17 protein-coding genes are annotated in these 17,688 nt (G+C 35.4%); 1 reads left to right on the forward strand and 16 read right to left on the reverse strand.

The genetic code is table 11. The features are described 5' to 3' along the window. Window positions 1–3 precede the first annotated feature (3 nt). The 16 genes from IPI15_RS13175 to IPI15_RS13250 all read right to left on the reverse strand — a co-directional run bounded on the left by IPI15_RS13175 (window position 4) and on the right by IPI15_RS13250 (window position 16,452). Window positions 4–1,269 (reverse strand): TolC family protein, encoded by a 1,266-nt coding sequence (locus IPI15_RS13175; RefSeq protein ID WP_287403414.1) that lies wholly within the window; start codon window positions 1,267–1,269, stop codon window positions 4–6. A 51-nt stretch (window positions 1,270–1,320) separates the two neighbouring features. Beyond that, the gene (locus IPI15_RS13180; protein ID WP_287403411.1) at window positions 1,321–1,968 is read right to left on the reverse strand and encodes a TetR/AcrR family transcriptional regulator; all 648 of its coding nucleotides are present in this window, start codon (window positions 1,966–1,968) and stop codon (window positions 1,321–1,323) included. Window positions 1,969–2,041: 73 nt separating this feature from the next. Further along, window positions 2,042–3,292, reverse strand: a complete 1,251-nt coding sequence (locus IPI15_RS13185; RefSeq protein WP_287403409.1) for a cation:proton antiporter — start codon at window positions 3,290–3,292, stop codon at window positions 2,042–2,044. 1,187 nt (window positions 3,293–4,479) lie between these two features. After that, window positions 4,480–5,400, reverse strand: a complete 921-nt coding sequence (locus IPI15_RS13190) for an AraC family transcriptional regulator (RefSeq protein ID WP_287403403.1) — start codon at window positions 5,398–5,400, stop codon at window positions 4,480–4,482. 192 nt (window positions 5,401–5,592) lie between these two features. After that, window positions 5,593–6,327 carry a carbon-nitrogen hydrolase family protein gene (locus tag IPI15_RS13195; protein WP_287403400.1) on the reverse strand — a complete coding sequence of 245 codons (735 nt, stop codon included), beginning with the start codon at window positions 6,325–6,327 and terminating at the stop codon, window positions 5,593–5,595. 6 nt (window positions 6,328–6,333) lie between these two features. Beyond that, entirely contained in the window at window positions 6,334–7,041 is a 708-nt protein-coding gene (locus IPI15_RS13200) for a hypothetical protein (protein ID WP_287403398.1), read from the reverse strand. Between the two features lie 38 nt (window positions 7,042–7,079). Then, window positions 7,080–8,264, reverse strand: a complete 1,185-nt coding sequence (locus IPI15_RS13205; RefSeq protein ID WP_287403395.1) for a T9SS type A sorting domain-containing protein — start codon at window positions 8,262–8,264, stop codon at window positions 7,080–7,082. 163 nt (window positions 8,265–8,427) lie between these two features. Next, the gene (locus IPI15_RS13210) at window positions 8,428–10,623 is read right to left on the reverse strand and encodes a DUF6055 domain-containing protein (protein WP_287403394.1); all 2,196 of its coding nucleotides are present in this window, start codon (window positions 10,621–10,623) and stop codon (window positions 8,428–8,430) included. Between the two features lie 599 nt (window positions 10,624–11,222). Then, the gene (locus IPI15_RS13215; protein WP_287403392.1) at window positions 11,223–11,582 is read right to left on the reverse strand and encodes a DUF3703 domain-containing protein; all 360 of its coding nucleotides are present in this window, start codon (window positions 11,580–11,582) and stop codon (window positions 11,223–11,225) included. After that, the gene (locus IPI15_RS13220; protein WP_287420623.1) at window positions 11,579–12,232 is read right to left on the reverse strand and encodes a class I SAM-dependent methyltransferase; all 654 of its coding nucleotides are present in this window, start codon (window positions 12,230–12,232) and stop codon (window positions 11,579–11,581) included. Before IPI15_RS13220 ends, IPI15_RS13215 begins: the two co-directional genes overlap by 4 nt. Window positions 12,233–12,667: 435 nt before the next feature. Further along, window positions 12,668–12,877, reverse strand: coding sequence for a hypothetical protein (locus IPI15_RS13225; protein ID WP_287403389.1), 210 nt, complete (start codon window positions 12,875–12,877; stop codon window positions 12,668–12,670). Window positions 12,878–13,001: 124 nt separating this feature from the next. Beyond that, the gene (locus tag IPI15_RS13230; RefSeq protein ID WP_287403387.1) at window positions 13,002–13,373 is read right to left on the reverse strand and encodes an iron chaperone; all 372 of its coding nucleotides are present in this window, start codon (window positions 13,371–13,373) and stop codon (window positions 13,002–13,004) included. Between the two features lie 2 nt (window positions 13,374–13,375). Beyond that, the gene (locus IPI15_RS13235; protein WP_287403385.1) at window positions 13,376–13,756 is read right to left on the reverse strand and encodes a DoxX family protein; all 381 of its coding nucleotides are present in this window, start codon (window positions 13,754–13,756) and stop codon (window positions 13,376–13,378) included. 339 nt (window positions 13,757–14,095) lie between these two features. Further along, entirely contained in the window at window positions 14,096–14,515 is a 420-nt protein-coding gene (locus tag IPI15_RS13240) for a VOC family protein (RefSeq protein WP_287420625.1), read from the reverse strand. 5 nt (window positions 14,516–14,520) lie between these two features. Further along, window positions 14,521–15,360, reverse strand: coding sequence for a VOC family protein (locus IPI15_RS13245; RefSeq protein WP_287420627.1), 840 nt, complete (start codon window positions 15,358–15,360; stop codon window positions 14,521–14,523). Between the two features lie 249 nt (window positions 15,361–15,609). Further along, window positions 15,610–16,452 (reverse strand): SRPBCC domain-containing protein, encoded by an 843-nt coding sequence (locus IPI15_RS13250; RefSeq protein ID WP_287420629.1) that lies wholly within the window; start codon window positions 16,450–16,452, stop codon window positions 15,610–15,612. A 182-nt stretch (window positions 16,453–16,634) separates the two neighbouring features. Here IPI15_RS13250 and IPI15_RS13255 point away from each other — a divergent pair, with 182 nt between their 5' ends. Beyond that, window positions 16,635–17,615 (forward strand): GlxA family transcriptional regulator, encoded by a 981-nt coding sequence (locus tag IPI15_RS13255; protein WP_287420631.1) that lies wholly within the window; start codon window positions 16,635–16,637, stop codon window positions 17,613–17,615. Window positions 17,616–17,688 lie beyond the last annotated feature (73 nt).

Here is a 17,688-nt window from a genome sequence, read left to right on the forward strand (position 1 = left end):
TGGTTATTTTCCTTTTGTGGTTTGTTGATTGATTTGTGCCTGAAGTAATTGAAGAATGTGTAAAGCCTGATTCTGCTCGGCTTGATCAAGTGCATTTAGATTGGTGATATAATCAGTTGTTGAAAGTGTTCCGTTGTTTAGTTGACTTTCAGCTACAGATATCACTTTCAACCTTAAGTCAATTATTTCTTTATCTGTCAATATTAGTTCTTTGAATTTATTGATCTCGACTTCCTGTTGTGTCAGGATTAAACTATTATTAAGTTCAAAACTTTCTTGTTGGATATCAATAGAATTCTGATTAGTTATAAGTATAGCACGTTCAGCCTTGGCAGTGTAAAGGTTCGAAAGGTTCATAGTTAATTTTAACCCGCCGATATAGTAAAAATCAAATTGGTTGTTAAAGAAATTGAAAGCAGGTCTTCCATATCCGGCTTGGCCAAATAAACCTAATTTTAAACTGTTTTTAGCAGAGATTAATTGGTCCTGAGCTACGAAGGATGACTTTTGTGCCTGATATAGCCTTAATTCTGGTCGACCGGATACTTCATTTGATGTAATATATTCAGGTTTTACAAAAATGCTTGCTTCACTAAGGGCAGTCTTGGTGAGCATACTGAGCACATTTATAAATGCCCTTCTGTTTGCATTTAGCTCTATTTCTCTCTGGTTTATTTTAAGAATTTCTGCATTAATGAGGGAGGCACTGCTTGGCAAAGCCGTTCCATTTGTGATTGCTGCATTTGTCTTTTTAAGTGTATTCTGTACCTCCTTGATCAGATTTTGGGTTTGAACTTTTTGGGCATCCATAAGCAAGATGCCAAAAAATATTTGATCAATGCGCTCTTTTAATTTGTACAATTCAACCTCAACTTTTTCAATTTCGACTTGAGTAGCAGCATTTACTAAATTCTGCTGTCTTTTGACCATTTTACCATCCAAAATTGGCTGATAAGCCTCCAGATATAACTTGTATTGATCTTTATTAAGGGCTGGAACAGATAGATTTGGCAGCTTAAAAGGTAATTCTGTCACATCTGACTGATAACTAGCCTGACCATTAATAGATAAGTTTGGTAGATATCCCTTGGATAAATTTTCTATGGTGTAGTCCTTGATTGTTTCAAGTATTCTCTGTTGCTTTAAAAGTGGATAATTTTGTCTGGAAAGGACATAACAATTTTCCAGAGTTATACTGTCTTGTGCTTTTAGCATTGGAACAAAGATGATCACTAACAGTAATGTCCAGATCTTTATATCATTAATCATAATTATTACTATTTTGATTTAAACATTTGATTAAATTTCATGCAAAATTTTTTATGCTTTTAATGTTGCTAGTACCCACTTAGGTATTTGTTCTTTTCTAGATTCGATCAACGTATTAAATTCTTTTTGGTCCATATTCCCCAATATTTTTAAGATAGGGCTGGCTAAAAATGGAAATACGGTCATTCCAATAATATTCATTATGAAATTCAACGGATTAACTGGCTTAAATTCACCAGATTGAACCTTTTCTAATAATTGTTTAATAAGATCTGATTGCAATACCAAATCCCTAATTCCAACATTTTCGATGAGGTGTGCAGGGTCGTTGCGCAATTCACTTAATATAAATAATGGAATCTCAGGATTAACCAACAAGGTGTCAATATAACTGGAGGAGATCGATACCAATTTTTCTTCGAAAGTCAATTGAGTATCATTAATCACGTCATAGATGGAACTTAAAAAGATCTTAAGAGCATCCAGCATGATGAGGTTAAACAATTTCTGCTTGCTCCTGAAATAATAGTTAAGTAAGGCTAGGTTTATATCAGCTTCTTCAGCAATGTCTCTTGTGCGGGTAGCTGCAAAACCCTTATTGAGAAATACGATTCTTGCGGCTTCCTTGATTCGAGCTTCCGTGTTATTGTCTTTTCCCTCTTGTGATTGCCGAGTTTTTTCAATCAAAATCTTATCCATGATACAAAGATAAAATAAAATTTTGAGATTAACCAAATGTTTTAATCAAATGATTAAAACATACTTTACGAGCCTAATTAACTTCTTTATCTATTGGTCTATCTTTTCCATATATCAATCCATATATGGGCAAGGTAAGCTTCTGATTGACCAGGAAGAATAATACCACACAGTATAAAGTACTAAACAAGATCACAGAGAAACATATAGCCTGAATGATCTCACCGTAAGGGTTTCCTTGTTGCAATGGAAGCGTAGCGATGACCGCAGCTCCCAAACCTTTTGGTATCATCATGGACATCACCGCCTTATCCAATAACGGTGTATTTTTCCTAATGACAAATTTGACGAGTACTATCCTCACTAGGAAGAGTACTGCAGTGATAGCTGCTCCCCAAATAAGCCAGTCCAAACGATCTATTTTAATACTTATGCCGATGAAAACAAAAAAGAACGTTCTTAGAAGAAATACAAGCTGTCCAAAGAAACTTCTCTCCGCCTTTGGCAATATTATCCTTTGATTAGGCACATACTTCTCAAGCAATTTTGGTTCAAAGTATTCCAGATTACCTATAGCAATTCCAAAAGATAATGCTGTTAAAGGACCGCTAAAATGCAAATATTCTGTTATCCCATAAATTACTAACAAGAAGGCCGGAGTCGAAAACTTTGTTTTTTTAAGCGCAGGGATCTTATTGATGATAAAAGACCAAAGAAACGCCCCCCCGATGCCCATGATTAGTGAAATAATGATTGATGAAATAAATTGCGATACTACAGAATAGGCCGCTAATTCACCCGTAATCATAAGTGTAAGAATACTCAGGGGTATAGCAAGTGTAAAAATGTCTGACTCTGCCGATTCGATGATGAGTGTTGTGCTGGTCCTGGGTTGCACGCCTATTTTTTTAACAAGACCTACTACAACAGCAGAAGAAGTGCCACCTAAAGTAGCCCCTATAAATAAGGAAGGGAGTAATGGCAGATCTAGAAAAAAGGTACACAATAGAACTGTAGCCACCCATGTAGTAAGGAATCCAAAAGTGGTGATCGCGGCAGAATCTCTGAATGAAGCTTTTACCTCATCTATCTTTAAGTCAGTTCCACTTTCAAATAGGATAAATATCAAAACGAGATTACTAAAAAGTGAACCAAACTTGCCAAATGATGCAGGATGGATTAAATGGAATATTGGTCCGATCAACATGCCTATCAGCATCAGCCCTAATACATCGGGTATTCCTTTTCTTTCAAACAGGCCTGCTAAGTAATGGCCCCAGAAGATGAAAAGACCTATGATTATTATTACTATCGATGTATCCATTCGTTATTTTATATTTGCTTCACGCCAGCCAAAGTTATCTAATTTATTCGTTTAATGAAAATTAGATAAAGTAATATTAAGAATGCATGACCTCATTACTAAGAATTTCTTTAAACCTCATTGATCATTTCTTCATGATAATGACTTTACCCGACAAATCCCATTTGAAATGCTATGTTTTGAATGATTAGTGCTATTTAATGGCTATGACAATTGATTATGTTTGCAGTGTTATGTTGAAATAGAGATTTAAACTAACAAACCGGTTTTAAAGAATAGTTCAAAATTTCATTGTTAGCATGTTTGTCCCTCATGTCAACAATGAATATTTTCACGAAAGATAAAACTATTGAAGGTACATGTAAGGATGTGGGTCTTTCAGAAAAAAATTTGGCCCGGTTGTCTGTGCGACTACCTTTAAATCCACAGAAGAGGAGATAGCTATAGCTAAAATCTATTTTATGGGCTGGGAGCGGGAGTTTGGACAAGGAATGCTAATAGATTGTGCCAGGTTGTCTGCGCCATACACGCAAAATATGTCTGTTCAAATTTTTATCATGCCTTAGCCGGCTCACGCACCTTTTCTATGTATAATGAGGTCCTCTATTGGTCCTTAATTTTGAATAATATTGTAGGCAGAATGCCAATAAACAAAATATATGCTCAACTTTTTTATTTCTGAAGTTGGGTTCTTTAAAATTGATTGATTAAGTAAGTGTGAATCAATTTTTTGACCGGCAAAGAAAAAGGCTTTGTCGGTCTTTTTATTTTTACGAAGTAGTGGCCCTAAGCATAGTACATACTTTATAATTATTTTTTGGATTACGCATGCCTACCATAAAAGGCTGGGATTTAATGGATTACTCAGATTACACAGAAATATTTTTCCAATTAACATATTTTAGATGCTAGGATAAAGTTCGGCCACCAATTTATTTCTGACTTCTGACATCTGACTTCTCTTATATAACTCATTGCAAAATATTGTTAATCAACAATATGCAAATAATAAAAATTATACATATCGATAACTCCCCCTTGGCCCCCTCTTGCAGAAGGGGATATTGGACTCAACGACTTTTTATATCATAAATATCAACGGCATCTGCCTTCAACTCTATTTAAGTTATCTTATTGATTTTGGAAGCAAAGTAATACAGGTGAACTGACTTCTGACTTCTGACTTCTTACGACTTATGCAAAAGTTGTTGATATTGCTTTGGCGTAATCCCCTCATAATGCTTAAAGACTCGGATAAAGTAATTGCTGTCTTCAAATCCAGCTTCGTAAGACACGTTTTTGATATAAACATTTTTGTCATTGAGGTACTGTTTTGCGAGTTTTATTTTTTCGAGGATAATAAACTCAACAGGGCTAATACCCATCTCATTTTTAAATAATCGATATAGGGAGGAAGGACTAAGGCCTATTTGCTTTGCAATAGACTTCAAGTCAATTTTATTAGAAATATTATTTCGAATCAACAAAATTGAGTCATTTAAATATGGATTTAATTTCTTATTAATCCCGTCTGTAGCTCCTTTAAATGTCTGAGACTGAACTATTTTTACTAATAATTCCTGAAGTGAAAGATCAGCCAAAGTATCTTTAAAAATAGAATCGCTTTGGCAGATATTGATTATTTTATTGATAATATTAGCCATTTCTTCATTATTCTTGAAAAAGAAATTATTATCATCCAACTGCCAGAAATTATTCTTACCCTCTTTAGGATATTTATCATTCAGGAAGTTCAGCGTATCAGAGATTTTTTTATTATCAATAGCAAGTGCCAGGCATTGGGTAGGATTTTCAAATGACGCTTCAGGAAAGTCGATCTCCATCGACATGTTTGAAGGAATAATTACAGATTCCCCTGGCAAATAATCGAACTCATCTTTGTCCAGCAGATGCATAACTTTTTTTCCCTTGAGCATGCTTGTTACGATGAGGTCATTGAATTGCAGAGGGATCCGTTCACATCGCTCATATGTTTCAAATATGTTAAGTTCACAATTTTCAAGATTGTAGATAGTTCTGTTCTCTACAAGTGTCTTAAGAGAACCTTCATTAGTAAGCGCCGGAGAAAAAGGTATGCTGCTGATCATTTTGTAAATCTATATTGTGATCAATTAGTAAATATAAGTATTTCAAAATTATTAAAAGAAAAGAAGCCTATGAAAGTTTATAAAAAATATATTATATTGCAATAAGAGAATAGTGCAATATTAAATTCTAATTTATTTTGGAGATTCTAAATGCTGTCTTCCGTAAAGTACCTTAAACTTCGTAGATCATGCTCAACTCTCCAGATATTTCTCAAATATCTCTTTAGACACAGTGTCATAAATCAATATTCCTTCATGCTCACTATCCAAATGATGCAATAATTCACCATTGTTATCCCAAATTGCAGAACCACCCGGGCAGTCGTATCCTCCGGTTGTGCCAACACAATTAGCCAATAACGTTGTTAACTTTAAACCCCTAGCTGCATCAGCCATTTTGCCATAAGACCTTCCAAGTGACTCATGATCCTTGACGGAGCTATTTATGTAAAAAGAAGCGGTGGTCGCAGCTATATCTTCAAAATGCTCCGGAATAGACATTTCATAACAAATCCCTAAGGCGATGTCTTTCAGCGGCCCGATGAGTCCATTGAAGCTTTCATTTGTCGTAAAATGCTGCGTTTCGCTTTTATGAAGGTATTTCTTTGAATAGACTTGTCTTATATGCTGCGGCTGAAAGATTATGGTACTGATAGATACACCTACATTTAATTTTTTCGGCATGCCAACACCAATAGTTATCCCAAATTTGTCACTCAATTCCTGCAGATGGTCAAATATATCTGCATTTTCATCGACAGCAAGTGAAGCTGCAAGTTCAGGTTCGTAACCTGTCAATGAAAGTTCGGGGAAGACAATAACTTCCGTATCATGCGCCAAGGCAAGTTGGATCAACTTATAATGGACATCGAGATTATGGTGAATATCTCCTTTGACAGGCCTTGTTTGTGCAACACATATTTTCATTCAATATCATTTTAACTTTAATCGAAAATTGATGCCCGACTCAAATAACGTTTTTGCAGTTGATTCATATATAGCTGTGGTGAATTTATTTGGGGTATACTTTAAATATGATTCTATTCCAAGATCAAATTTATTACTTACGTTTTTTAAAAAACCATAAAAAATGTAGGCTGAAAAAATTGATAAATCGGCAATGTTTTTTGTTTGTTTAAGATTAGAGTTTTCTCCACTTGAGCCCTTGATTTTTCCACTGGCTTTTTTGGAAATGAAATAATTATAAATAAATCCAATACCATAATTCAAGGACAATTTATCATTTTTGATAGATGAATTTCTACCTAATTCTAACGGTATTCCTATTGTATAAGATGTATTTTTAAGTACTATTTTTGAATCATTGCCATCAATAAATCTCAGCCCTTTCATGAGAGATTTGTATGTTGAATGTTCCAAATTTAATCCACTTCGCACAAAAACCCGTTTTGAGATTAGCAATTGAGGTTGTATGCCGAATGCATATCCAAGACCGATTCCACCCTTTTCATAAATCCCAGAATTGTATACTTCGGCATTGGAGTGTCCGATATTCATGAAACTAGCTTCGAGATTGCCCAAAAGCGAAATTGAAAATCTTTTCTGAGCCTCCAAATATTTTGGCCCTGAGATTAAAATACTAAGAAGGATAAAATAAGTGAGCGTTCGATAAAAGTTCATAATGTCGATTTGATGATGCAATGAACGCCAAAGATATATTATTCCACGATTAATTTAAATGAAGTTGAAGCATTTGGATTCTGAATCGATAGAGTATACAAATGTTCATTTAATTCATTTTTGAAATGAATTAAATTATTATCAATTTCACCAAACTCAATTATCTTTCCTGCTACTGTATAAAGGAAATAACTACTTTGCAAGTTTTCAATGCCTGAAATAAATAAATTTCTTTCTGCTCGTTTTACGGGATTTGGATAAATATTTATTGGTTCTTGCGCTATTTCTTTTTTACTTAAAGTATTGCAGTTGGAGACATCTACGTTTCTGTGAATGCTTAAATATTCAATAAGAATCTCCGCAAATGCCACGCCGAACTTATTCCTGTTAGCCTCCGTATCCCTAATGCCTGCATAATAACATTCCATCTGGACTCCATTTACTTTATTGCCAGATAGATAACTGGTGTGATTGGCGACATTATATCCACCATTGAAATACCCTTCACCTATCTCCGGATATGGAATTTGCTGACTTGGAACAGTTGGGTAATCCATCTCTCCTAACAGGGTGCCTAAAGAAAGTTCACCACGTAATAGTTCAGCATGGCTCAGATTGTTTTGATTCTTTTTAGCAAGATCCTTAATACTACTGTAATTAATATATTTTGTCTTATTTAATGTGTCATCAGGAAGCCTCAACTCTGATCCGTACAACAAATAACCCAGTTCTATTCGTGGAATAGCATGGGCGTGACCATGCAGATCAACAAAAAAAATATTGCCTTTAAAATTCTCTTGAGCCTTTGTTTGTGCTTGTTCAATAAAACTATTAAACTCTTTCCATGCGGTGATAGCCTCTTCGTTGCCACAGGCACCATCTTCAATATTCCTGTTGCAGTCAATTTTAGATCTTCTTAGATTGCATATTACAATAGATGGGTAACAGCCTGTCAATTCATACAGCGCATTGCTGATGCTTTTAGCTAGTTCTATGGTATTTATATCAGTTACCGTCTCCGCATTGTTGCATGTACGATCGGGTATAGTCGATGGAGCCAACCTGCCGCCATGAGGTACAGAGAGTACTATCGGGAGATTACCCACCTGATACTCGATGTAGTTGTTGGTGCCGTAGATGGTTTCCTGAGCGGAAAGAACCTTAGTTTGTAGCAACATAGCTGTTAGTGCGAATATGGTTGTAAAGTATAAATTATTGTTCATGATCACTATCAGTTCTAATAGAATCGGGGGCCAATATTAGACAAATAAAACTTTGAGTTGGACTTTTAAGATGAAATTATTATTAAATATTTTCACATCTTTTTTACAGCTATGAGCACTAAGCTTTTACATATAATTTTTCTAAAAAATTATAATTGATGATTTAAATTTTCGTGATTTTCACTATGTGAATTTTTTTATCAGTATAACTAATTTTCGAATAATATAATCCTTCTGAAATTTGGGTTAAATCGATTGTAATGGATGAAGTTGCGTTAAAATTTTCCTTATAAACCTCCTGTCCAAGAGTATTATAGATTATTATGGATTCAATTTTTTCAATGTTAGTCAGCGACTTAAAATTTATGGTTGAGTTAAATGGATTTGGAAATGAAATTAATGTTGATGCTGATACCAATACTTCATTAGTTTTACTTACTGGCAGGCAATCAGGAAGATTCTCACAATTACACTTCATCGCCATATCTTCTTGAGTGAATTGCGAATATGAACCATTGACATCTTTATTCTGCGGATGATCAGCAGTTCTGTTATCGCATTCCAGTAAATTATTCTCATAATAATTAGTCATTCTGTAATAAACACCATTGTCACAGTCACCTTCATCATTATAGACCACCACATCACCACCGACCTCAATATCGCCAGATAGCTGGTAAAAGGAAACTTTAGCGCGCATATCCATGACAGCATTCCCTGAAATGACATTGTCCTCAGAGAATGCCTGATCTTTAATGATTGCATTTTCAGTGTAAATACCCCTGTCTATAAATGCATTGTCCTTCACGATCACATCGCCGCTTATCTGGACATTACGCACCAAAGCAGTGTTTTCTAAACGGACATTTCCGCTGATATTTGAATTGCCCAACACCATGGCATGAGGCCCGACATATACAGTAGATGCGACATTCGAGCCATTAGCTACCCAGCCACCACCATTGGCATGCAAGGCGCCATTTTGCTTGAGTTGAGCTCTGAACTTTGCGGCTTCCTGGAACCCCTCCGGGACCGCCCCTATGATGTTCAATTCATATGGATATCTAAAATGTTTAGGATATCCTTTCCAGGTATCATTGTTTTTATTAGTTTGGATATTGTCTTTTGGAGCGCCCATGACGACTAAAAACAATTGATCTTCATCTCCTTCCAAATCAAAAAATATTTCTTTTACAATATCGCTGTAGATGTCGCTATATCTACTGATAGTGCCGTCCGGATGTGCAGTGACGAACCCATATCTCCAACCTGCATGGTCATTGATTGCAGTTTGTCCTTTGAATTTAACAATCACTGAACAACTATCATCAGTAATGTGAAGTGGAATTAGACTATAAGCATATTCTTCCGGAGCGATATGAACAGGGACTTCAAATCTTGTTTCTGAACCTTCGATTTGCTTAAGGATTGTATATGCTGCCTGGGTGGATGGTAGATAATTTCTGAGGTCATCTTTTCTGTATTGTCTCAGGAAGCCTCCGATATTGTTCGTGGGAAAATCATGAGTGGCCATCCTTCTGGCGTATTTATACATTTTATCATTAAAGGTGGTTTGGTCATATCCGGCTATCCTTTTGTAAGCTTGAAGCGGATATTCATTACTCAGAGATTTTCTCCACAAGTCGCCGATCATGCTGATGCCTTCATCCTCCATGATGGCAAAGAGGTATTCATAATTTTCATAGGTGTTTTTCCAATCACCGAGTGTTTCCGTGTGATAAACGTCCATACCCCAGGCGGTGACATCTTTTGGGTACAAGAGATTGCGCATAAAGTTGCCATGGCTCTCCCAGAAAATGCCAGAATTCAACCAAACAGGACCTAGTCCATTTTTCTTTCTGTAATCGATAATGGTCTGAGCCTGCATGCTATGGGCAAATTCGTGCGCTGCCACTTCACCTGTTCTTAGTGCATTGGGATGTGCCCAGAAAGCCCCGATGATGCCATCAGCATCTCCACCATTTGCAAAACCTTGTTGGCCATTATCTCCCCAGGTTGCATAAATGATGATTGGAATCTTGTATAGACTAAGGTTTGTACCGGGTGAATCATCCAGAAAGTCCAATGCTTTGAAGTCTATATAAATATCCTCCATGTTGGAAAGAATCTGCTGGGGGTTGAAGCGAATATCAGTATCAGGATAGTTGGTAGGATCTGTACCGACAGTATTTCCCCATATTAATATAAAGTTTTCACTTTCTGCTGTTTTATCCACTGAATATTGAGCTCCATTGACATCATTTGGATTTTGAAGGTAGAGAGGTATGTAGACTGATTTTTGGGCGGAATTGAATGTAATTGAAATGAATAGACAGAATATAAAGTACAGTAATTTCATCAAAACAGCATTAAGAATGGAAAATCTGGGGAGAGTAATAAATTAAAGGGTAAATATAAATTAAATATCTTTAAAAGTTTGTCGAAAATGGAATGATTTGTTAACTATTTCAAATATGAAGGCTATACAACTTTGATAAAAGCAAGTCTCTACAAGTAAAATGTCAACAATTAAAAACCTTATTAACATTACCCATTGCCCATTGCCGAATTTTTTATCACATAGGCAATTTGGCTTAAAATAATTAGTATCTATATTTAATCAATACGGCACAGATTAAAGACTTATTTGAGAGTTGGGATTGAGGAATGCGTATTGAATTAGATGACCACAAAAAGTTAATATTTACACTATTATTTTAAGGAGCTCACGAAGGGATTTTAATCTTCGATTAAAATTTTTGCACAGATGAAGCTCTTTCTCAAATGTTGGACTTTGAAATTACCCAAAAGTATTAGAGTATTAGAGTATTAGAGTATTAGAGTATTAGAGTGTGAGAGTATTAGAGTATGACAGCATGAACAGTATCTTAGTTTCACCGCTTAACTATCTACTGATGTACTGGTTAACTATCCACTGGTTAACTATTAACTAGTTAACTATTTCTCAAACATCCTCATTATATCTTCTTCTATCGGCATCGGCTTAAGCGCCGGAACATTCGCTCCTCCGGTATTTCCGACTGGTATTTTGCCAACAAATGATTTTACTCCACCGACAATCAATCTCGGTATTTGACCAATTATTTCTTCAATATTTTTAATCCTGAACCCAAATTTAAGCATTTTCCAATGAACTAAAGTATGTTCAAATGGATATGCCTGACCAATAACGTGAGCACGTTCCAGATGTGACCAAGCTTCAAGAAGATTACCATTACGGCAATCCAGAAAATACGACTGAATTTCAATGTCAAAATAAGTTTTTAACTTTAAAGGCATTGTGGTGTTAAATTTCATAATGTTGCAATTATTATCAAAGTTTCCGGAATCAAGAATTGACCATATTTATCCATTAAAGGTTCTTCTCTTTCAATTGTTTCCAAAACTATGAAATTATTATTTTCAAGTAATAATTTTAGATCCTCTTTGGAAAACATATTAAAGCCATATTTTACGAATGGATAATTTTGCATTGTTGATTTGGGCCTGACGGAAATATAAATCCTTCCGGTTGGTTTAATTACTCTTTTGAATTCAGATAGCACCTTTTCGGGATCTTCCCAGAAATAAATCGTATTTATTGTAAATATCTTATCGAATGAATTGTCTGGAAATGGAATATTCGAAGCTTCTCCCAATTGGAATTGTGCTCTGCCATTTTCAATAAATTCTTCATTAAGTCTTGTCGATTCTGAGATCATATCTACAGAAAAATCAAGTCCGGTGTAGGAAACAGTATCATCAATTTCAAGAATATTTCTTACAAAAAAACCATTGCCCATACCTATTTCCAGGAGGCTTTCTTCCGGTTGGATGTTTAAAGCTTCAATGGTGTATAGGTTAATGTTCTTATTGCCGATGTTCATTCTTTCAGCAGTTTCAATACCTTCTTTGCCGTGAGGATGTCGGAGTTGTGCGGCGATCATCTGGAGTGTTGCTTCGTCCATTGTTTTTTTTGTAAAAGTAGGTAATTATATTTGGAAGATTGCCCGTGCCGATTACCGAAATTTTATACCACAGAGGTTCTTTAACACAGAATAATCAGTATTTTTATTTTTGATCAATTCGGCACACATGGAACATTTTCAATAAAATTGGAATTTCATTCGATTCGACTAGTTACCCACCCTACGTTACCTTTTTATATCACGAGGTCCATGCTTCAAATTATCTATTTTAGTCCGGTACTCCAAAGATTTAAGACTGAATTGAGATATTGGATTTTCCTTTTCATAATGAATGGAACAACGAATTTGAACAATATTCCACTTTATTTTTTAGAGAGAGCACAAAGAGATTTTAATCTCCGATTAAAATTTGGGCACGGATGAAACTCTTCCTCAAATATTGGACTTTAATTACCCATTACCCATCTCCTAATCCTATTCCAAAACCAAACACTTGTGTCCCAACTTGTTCATTTTTTTTGTAATTCTAGTTGGACAGAAACTTTCACCTTCAATGCGCAATATCTTATCACAATCTTCCAGATCAAAATTGATCTTTAGATCGGGGTATTTCATAGAAAGTAGCGAAACAACCTTTTCACTTCGTTTCTTTTTCTTCACATTGGTTTTGAATATTTCTACCATTTAGTATCGAATTAAGATTGTTTGATGTTTGATGTTTGAAGTTTGGTGTTTGGTGTTTCAAACGACAAACATCAAACCTCAAACTATTTAATCTATAATCTCCTTCAGTAATTGAATAAGAAAATTACTTTTTGGTCTTAATTTCATTCTGCTCAATCTGATATTTCACGATTTTAGTGATCAGTGCTATAGGTAGTGGTTTGTTCAACGGAAATTGAACAGAACCCTTCCCTTTTTTATAGTTCAAAAGTTCTTCTTTGAAAGCTTCTATGCCAACAGGAGTTGGGTAAAGGCCAATATGGTTTTTAAACCCTGCAAAGTACACAAGATACTTTCCATTTAATGAAAATGTAGGTATCGCATAACTGATAGATTCCACACTGTCAGGTGCCAGTTTTCTGATCAATTCCCGCATTTCATTGAGATATTTTTGGGTTTCTACTGAAAAATCTGAGATGTAATCATCTATATTTTCTACCTTTTTGGAGTCTTTCATAATTAATTTTTAAATACTCCTGCTCCCCTTAATTTGTGATAATTAACATAAGAAACGATTAATATTCCAAAGATTATCAATGGAAAAAATGACTGAAAATCCATGCCATCCACAGCGAAATGACTGATACTCGCAAATATAAAGTCGAATCCAAATCCGGCATAAGCCCATTCTTTAATTCTAGCTGATACTTGAGGTAAGATCAGGATTATCGTTCCAACTACTTTAAATACCACAAGTGCCATTCCGAAGTATGCAGGATATCCAAGATGTCTTATCCCTTCCTTTGCCAGTTCTGTTTGTGAAGTCAAAGCAGGCATTACCCCTTCAAATAGAAAAATGATGATCGTCGTCGTCCAGAATAAAATTTTAGTTGTTTTCATGTAATTAATTATTTATAAAAATAGTAATCAGTGGTCAGTGGTCAGTAATCAGTAATCGGCAATTATTAATCAGAAGAAATACCGTTAATTAAAGTTATGCCCTATTTACCACTCTCTGTTCGCTGTTCGCCGTTCGCTTTCTTCACCTCCTCATCCCTTCACTTTCTCGGATATAAACTGTAGGCTGTAAGCATCTTAAAATCACCTTCCTACTTATCAATTTTATCAATTTCAATTCAACAATAATCGCCTTTAGCCTAATCAGTGAGCTTCAGTCTGCTCTACCGTTCTGTTCGCCGTTCGCTTCTCACCTCTTCACCTTCTCACTTTCTCACCTTCTCACTTCTTCACCTCCTCATCATAATTCAGCATCCAGTGAAAACCGAATTTATCAGTTATTACTCCAAATAGTGCTCCCCAAAATGTTTTTTCTAAAGGAAATTCCTTTTTTCCACCGCTCGATAATTTTTCATAATATTCTTCGATCTCCTCTGCTGAACGGCATTCCAAAAATATTGATAGTGTATTACCACGAGTAAGACCCACATTAGGAGTCATATCAGAAGCCAATAGTTTCAATTCACCTATAACTAATGAACCATGAAGAATAGAGTTTTTCATCTCTGCACTCATTTCCTTGGCAATAGAAGATTCACCAACAGTTTGAAAAAACAACTTACCTCCGAAACATTTCTGATAGAAAGTCATTGCCTCCCGACAATTGCCATCGAAGGTGAGATATGAATTAATTTGAGACATAAAACCTATGAGTTCTTTAATTCTTCAATGTTGAATTTTTTTGAACTCATGACTTTCTGCATTACCCGGTCTCTTTTTTCCGGATCGCTCATCCATTTTCCAAGATCTGCAGGGATGATTTGCCACGAAACACCGAACTCATCTTTTAACCAACCGCACATGCTTTCTTCGCCTCTTTCTGTCAGGGCATCCCAGTATTTGTCTATTTCATCTTGAGTTTTGCATTCAACTACAATTGATATTCCTTCATTAAAGTCAAATTCATGTGGCCCTGAACTGTCCATCGCCAAAAATGTCTTTCCATCTAAAGTAAATTGGGCGTGTTTAATCAGATCTGGCCTGTCACCTTCACCTTCTCCGTAATGATGAATCCCTGTCACTGAACTATTATCGAATAAGGTAGTATAGAGATTTATTGCAGATTGCGCTTTGCCGACTTTATCTCTTACAAACATTAAACTAGTGGATATATGCTGTCCAGTGTCATTTAATTCTCCGGCAGATAGCTGCCATGAAACGCCAAATTTATCCTGAATCCAGCCATATTTTTTGCTCCATGGGTAGGTGTCAAGAGGCATCATAACTTTTCCACCTTCCGATAGACTTGTCCAAGCATTATCTACTTCTTCAATAGTATCGAATACCACAAAATGAGATATGGAAGGATTTTTAGTAAAGATTGGACCCCCATTTAAGGCCATGAATTTTTGTCCCCAAAGTTCGAAATTAACGACCATTGGAGTATCTATTGTGATTTTCGATTCTGGAAAAATGCTGCAATAAAAGTCTGCAGCTTCTTTGGCATTGCCGTCAAACCACCAGCAAGAATGAATATTATTGTTCATGTTGTTAAATTAAAAATCAGTAATCAGTAATCAGTAATCAGTAATCAGTAATCAGTAATCAGTAATCGAAAAGTCAATTATTATGGGAAAGGTTCCAACTGTGCTCAAAATTTAATGTCTCAAATCATCACTAAATCTTTGTATTGCCGATCAACTTATAGATGTGGATAAATAAGAAAAGAATAGCCTTTGTGGCAAAAAATCTATATTCAGTTGTCAGAAAGACGATTTATTGAGAAAGGCCTTCATCTATTGACTAGATTCTGAATAATTTTTAAAATTGTCCATGATAGCCTGCCAACCAAATTTTTGTAATTCAAGTGTATTTTCTTCTTCAGCCTCAAATCTCTGAGTGATTAAAATGCCTTCTCCATTGGATTGAAAGTCAATTTCGCATGTCCTTCCATCATCCATAGTGTAATTGATAGCTTTTTCATAAGCCACATAAGAATAAACTCCGCTAAAGTCAAACCCAAAACTTCCATCTTTTGCTTCCATCCTATAATTAAATTTTCCACCATCCTTTAGGTCATTCTTTGCACTTGTCGTATGCCAATCTGGAGAAGCATTATTCCATTGTATTATATGCTCAGGCAATGTCCAATGCTTCCAGACATGTTCTATCGGGCTGCGAACAAAAACTTGGATAGTAATTAAAATAGGATTTTCTGATAGTTTTTTGATGATTTCCATACCGGGATAGAATGCTTGAGACATTTCCATGGCTGCTTCACTATCTGAACCTCCCATCTCTATTTCCAGATCCGTCCCATTGTCATTTGGTATCAATTTATAAGTTTCCATGCTACCTGACCATTTGGCAGCTTTATTATCTACAGGTAATTCTTTGAAGTCTTTTAATTCACCAATTTGTTTGATCGCCATGTATTCATTTGGAGTGTTATTTTCAATGATTCCATACATCCCTGAGCCATCAGGTCCTAGAAAGTGTATGTGCGAACCTTCCTCCCATGAACCTTTTGCATATGAACCTTCAAAGAAAGGACGTGTCCATTGTCTGTAAGTATCATCACTAAACAAAACCTGCCAAACCTTTTTGGGAGATGCTTTGATATTAATATTAAATTTCATTAGTTTTTAATTGATATATTATAGTTGTTTAAAAAGTTCGATTTGGATTTGGAAAGGACAATTCCAAATACTTAATTATTTCATATGATATTACAAAGATGCGAAAGAATAATATTATTAACCTCATGCAAAAAAGACAAAGAAAGGGTGTTTCGCGACATAATATTTACTACCTTTAATTTATGATTAATATCTCTATCCTAGTTCCTGAATCAGCTGTCATGCAAGCTATCGCTGATCCACAGTACCTTTTTTCAGCAGCTAATCAATTTCTGCTTGCCGGAGGTAGAGCAGCTTTGTTCAATGTTCAACTGGTCGGACTAAAGGAAAATGTCCAGGTTAATAACGGTATGTTCTCTATCAAAACTGACTTCCTTTTAAAAGATGTAAAGCAAACGGATTTGGTCGTCATACCTGCCTTATTCGGCAATATTCAAAATGCCTTGGAAGCCAACTATGAAACTAAAGAATGGATCATCCAACAATACGAAGATGGCGCTGATGTCGCTTCGCTTTGTGTAGGGGCTTTCCTGTTAGCTTCTACCGGGCTTTTGGATGGTGGAAAGTGTTCGACACATTGGGGATTTCAGAATGAATTTCGTGAAATGTTTCCAAATGTTGAACTAGTAGATGGAAGCATAATAACTGAAGAAAAAAGATTGTATTCCAGTGGTGGTGCTAACTCATATTGGAACCTACTTTTGCACCTTTTAGAAAAATATTCAGGCAGAGAGATAGCTATATTGGCTTCAAAGTATTTTGCGATTGACATTGATCGCGATACACAGACTACTTTCGCCATGTTTAAGGGGCAAAAAAATCATAATGATACAGAGATACTTAAAGCTCAGGAATATATTGAAACAAATAATCAGGATAAGATCAGCGTAGATGAACTGGCTGAATTGGTTTCGGTTGGAAGAAGAAGTTTTGAACGAAGATTCAAAATAGCCACCAATAATTCTGCATTAGAATATATTCATCGCATCAAAATAGAGGCGGCAAAACGGAGTTTTGAATCAAGCCGTAAAAATATTACTGAGGTAATGTTTGATGTAGGATATACGGACACCAAATCATTTAGGAATACATTTAAAAAGATTACAGGTTTAACACCCATTGAATATCGGAATAAGTATAATAAGATGAAGTTAGCTGATTGAGACTGAGATGTTGAATGGAAATTCGGTGAAAATGTCAAAAAAACGTCTTTATGACAAATTGTATTTATAATAT

Origin of the sequence: Candidatus Brachybacter algidus, assembly GCF_016707225.1 — a bacterium.
Taxonomy (GTDB): domain Bacteria; phylum Bacteroidota; class Bacteroidia; order Chitinophagales; family Saprospiraceae; genus Parvibacillus; species Parvibacillus algidus.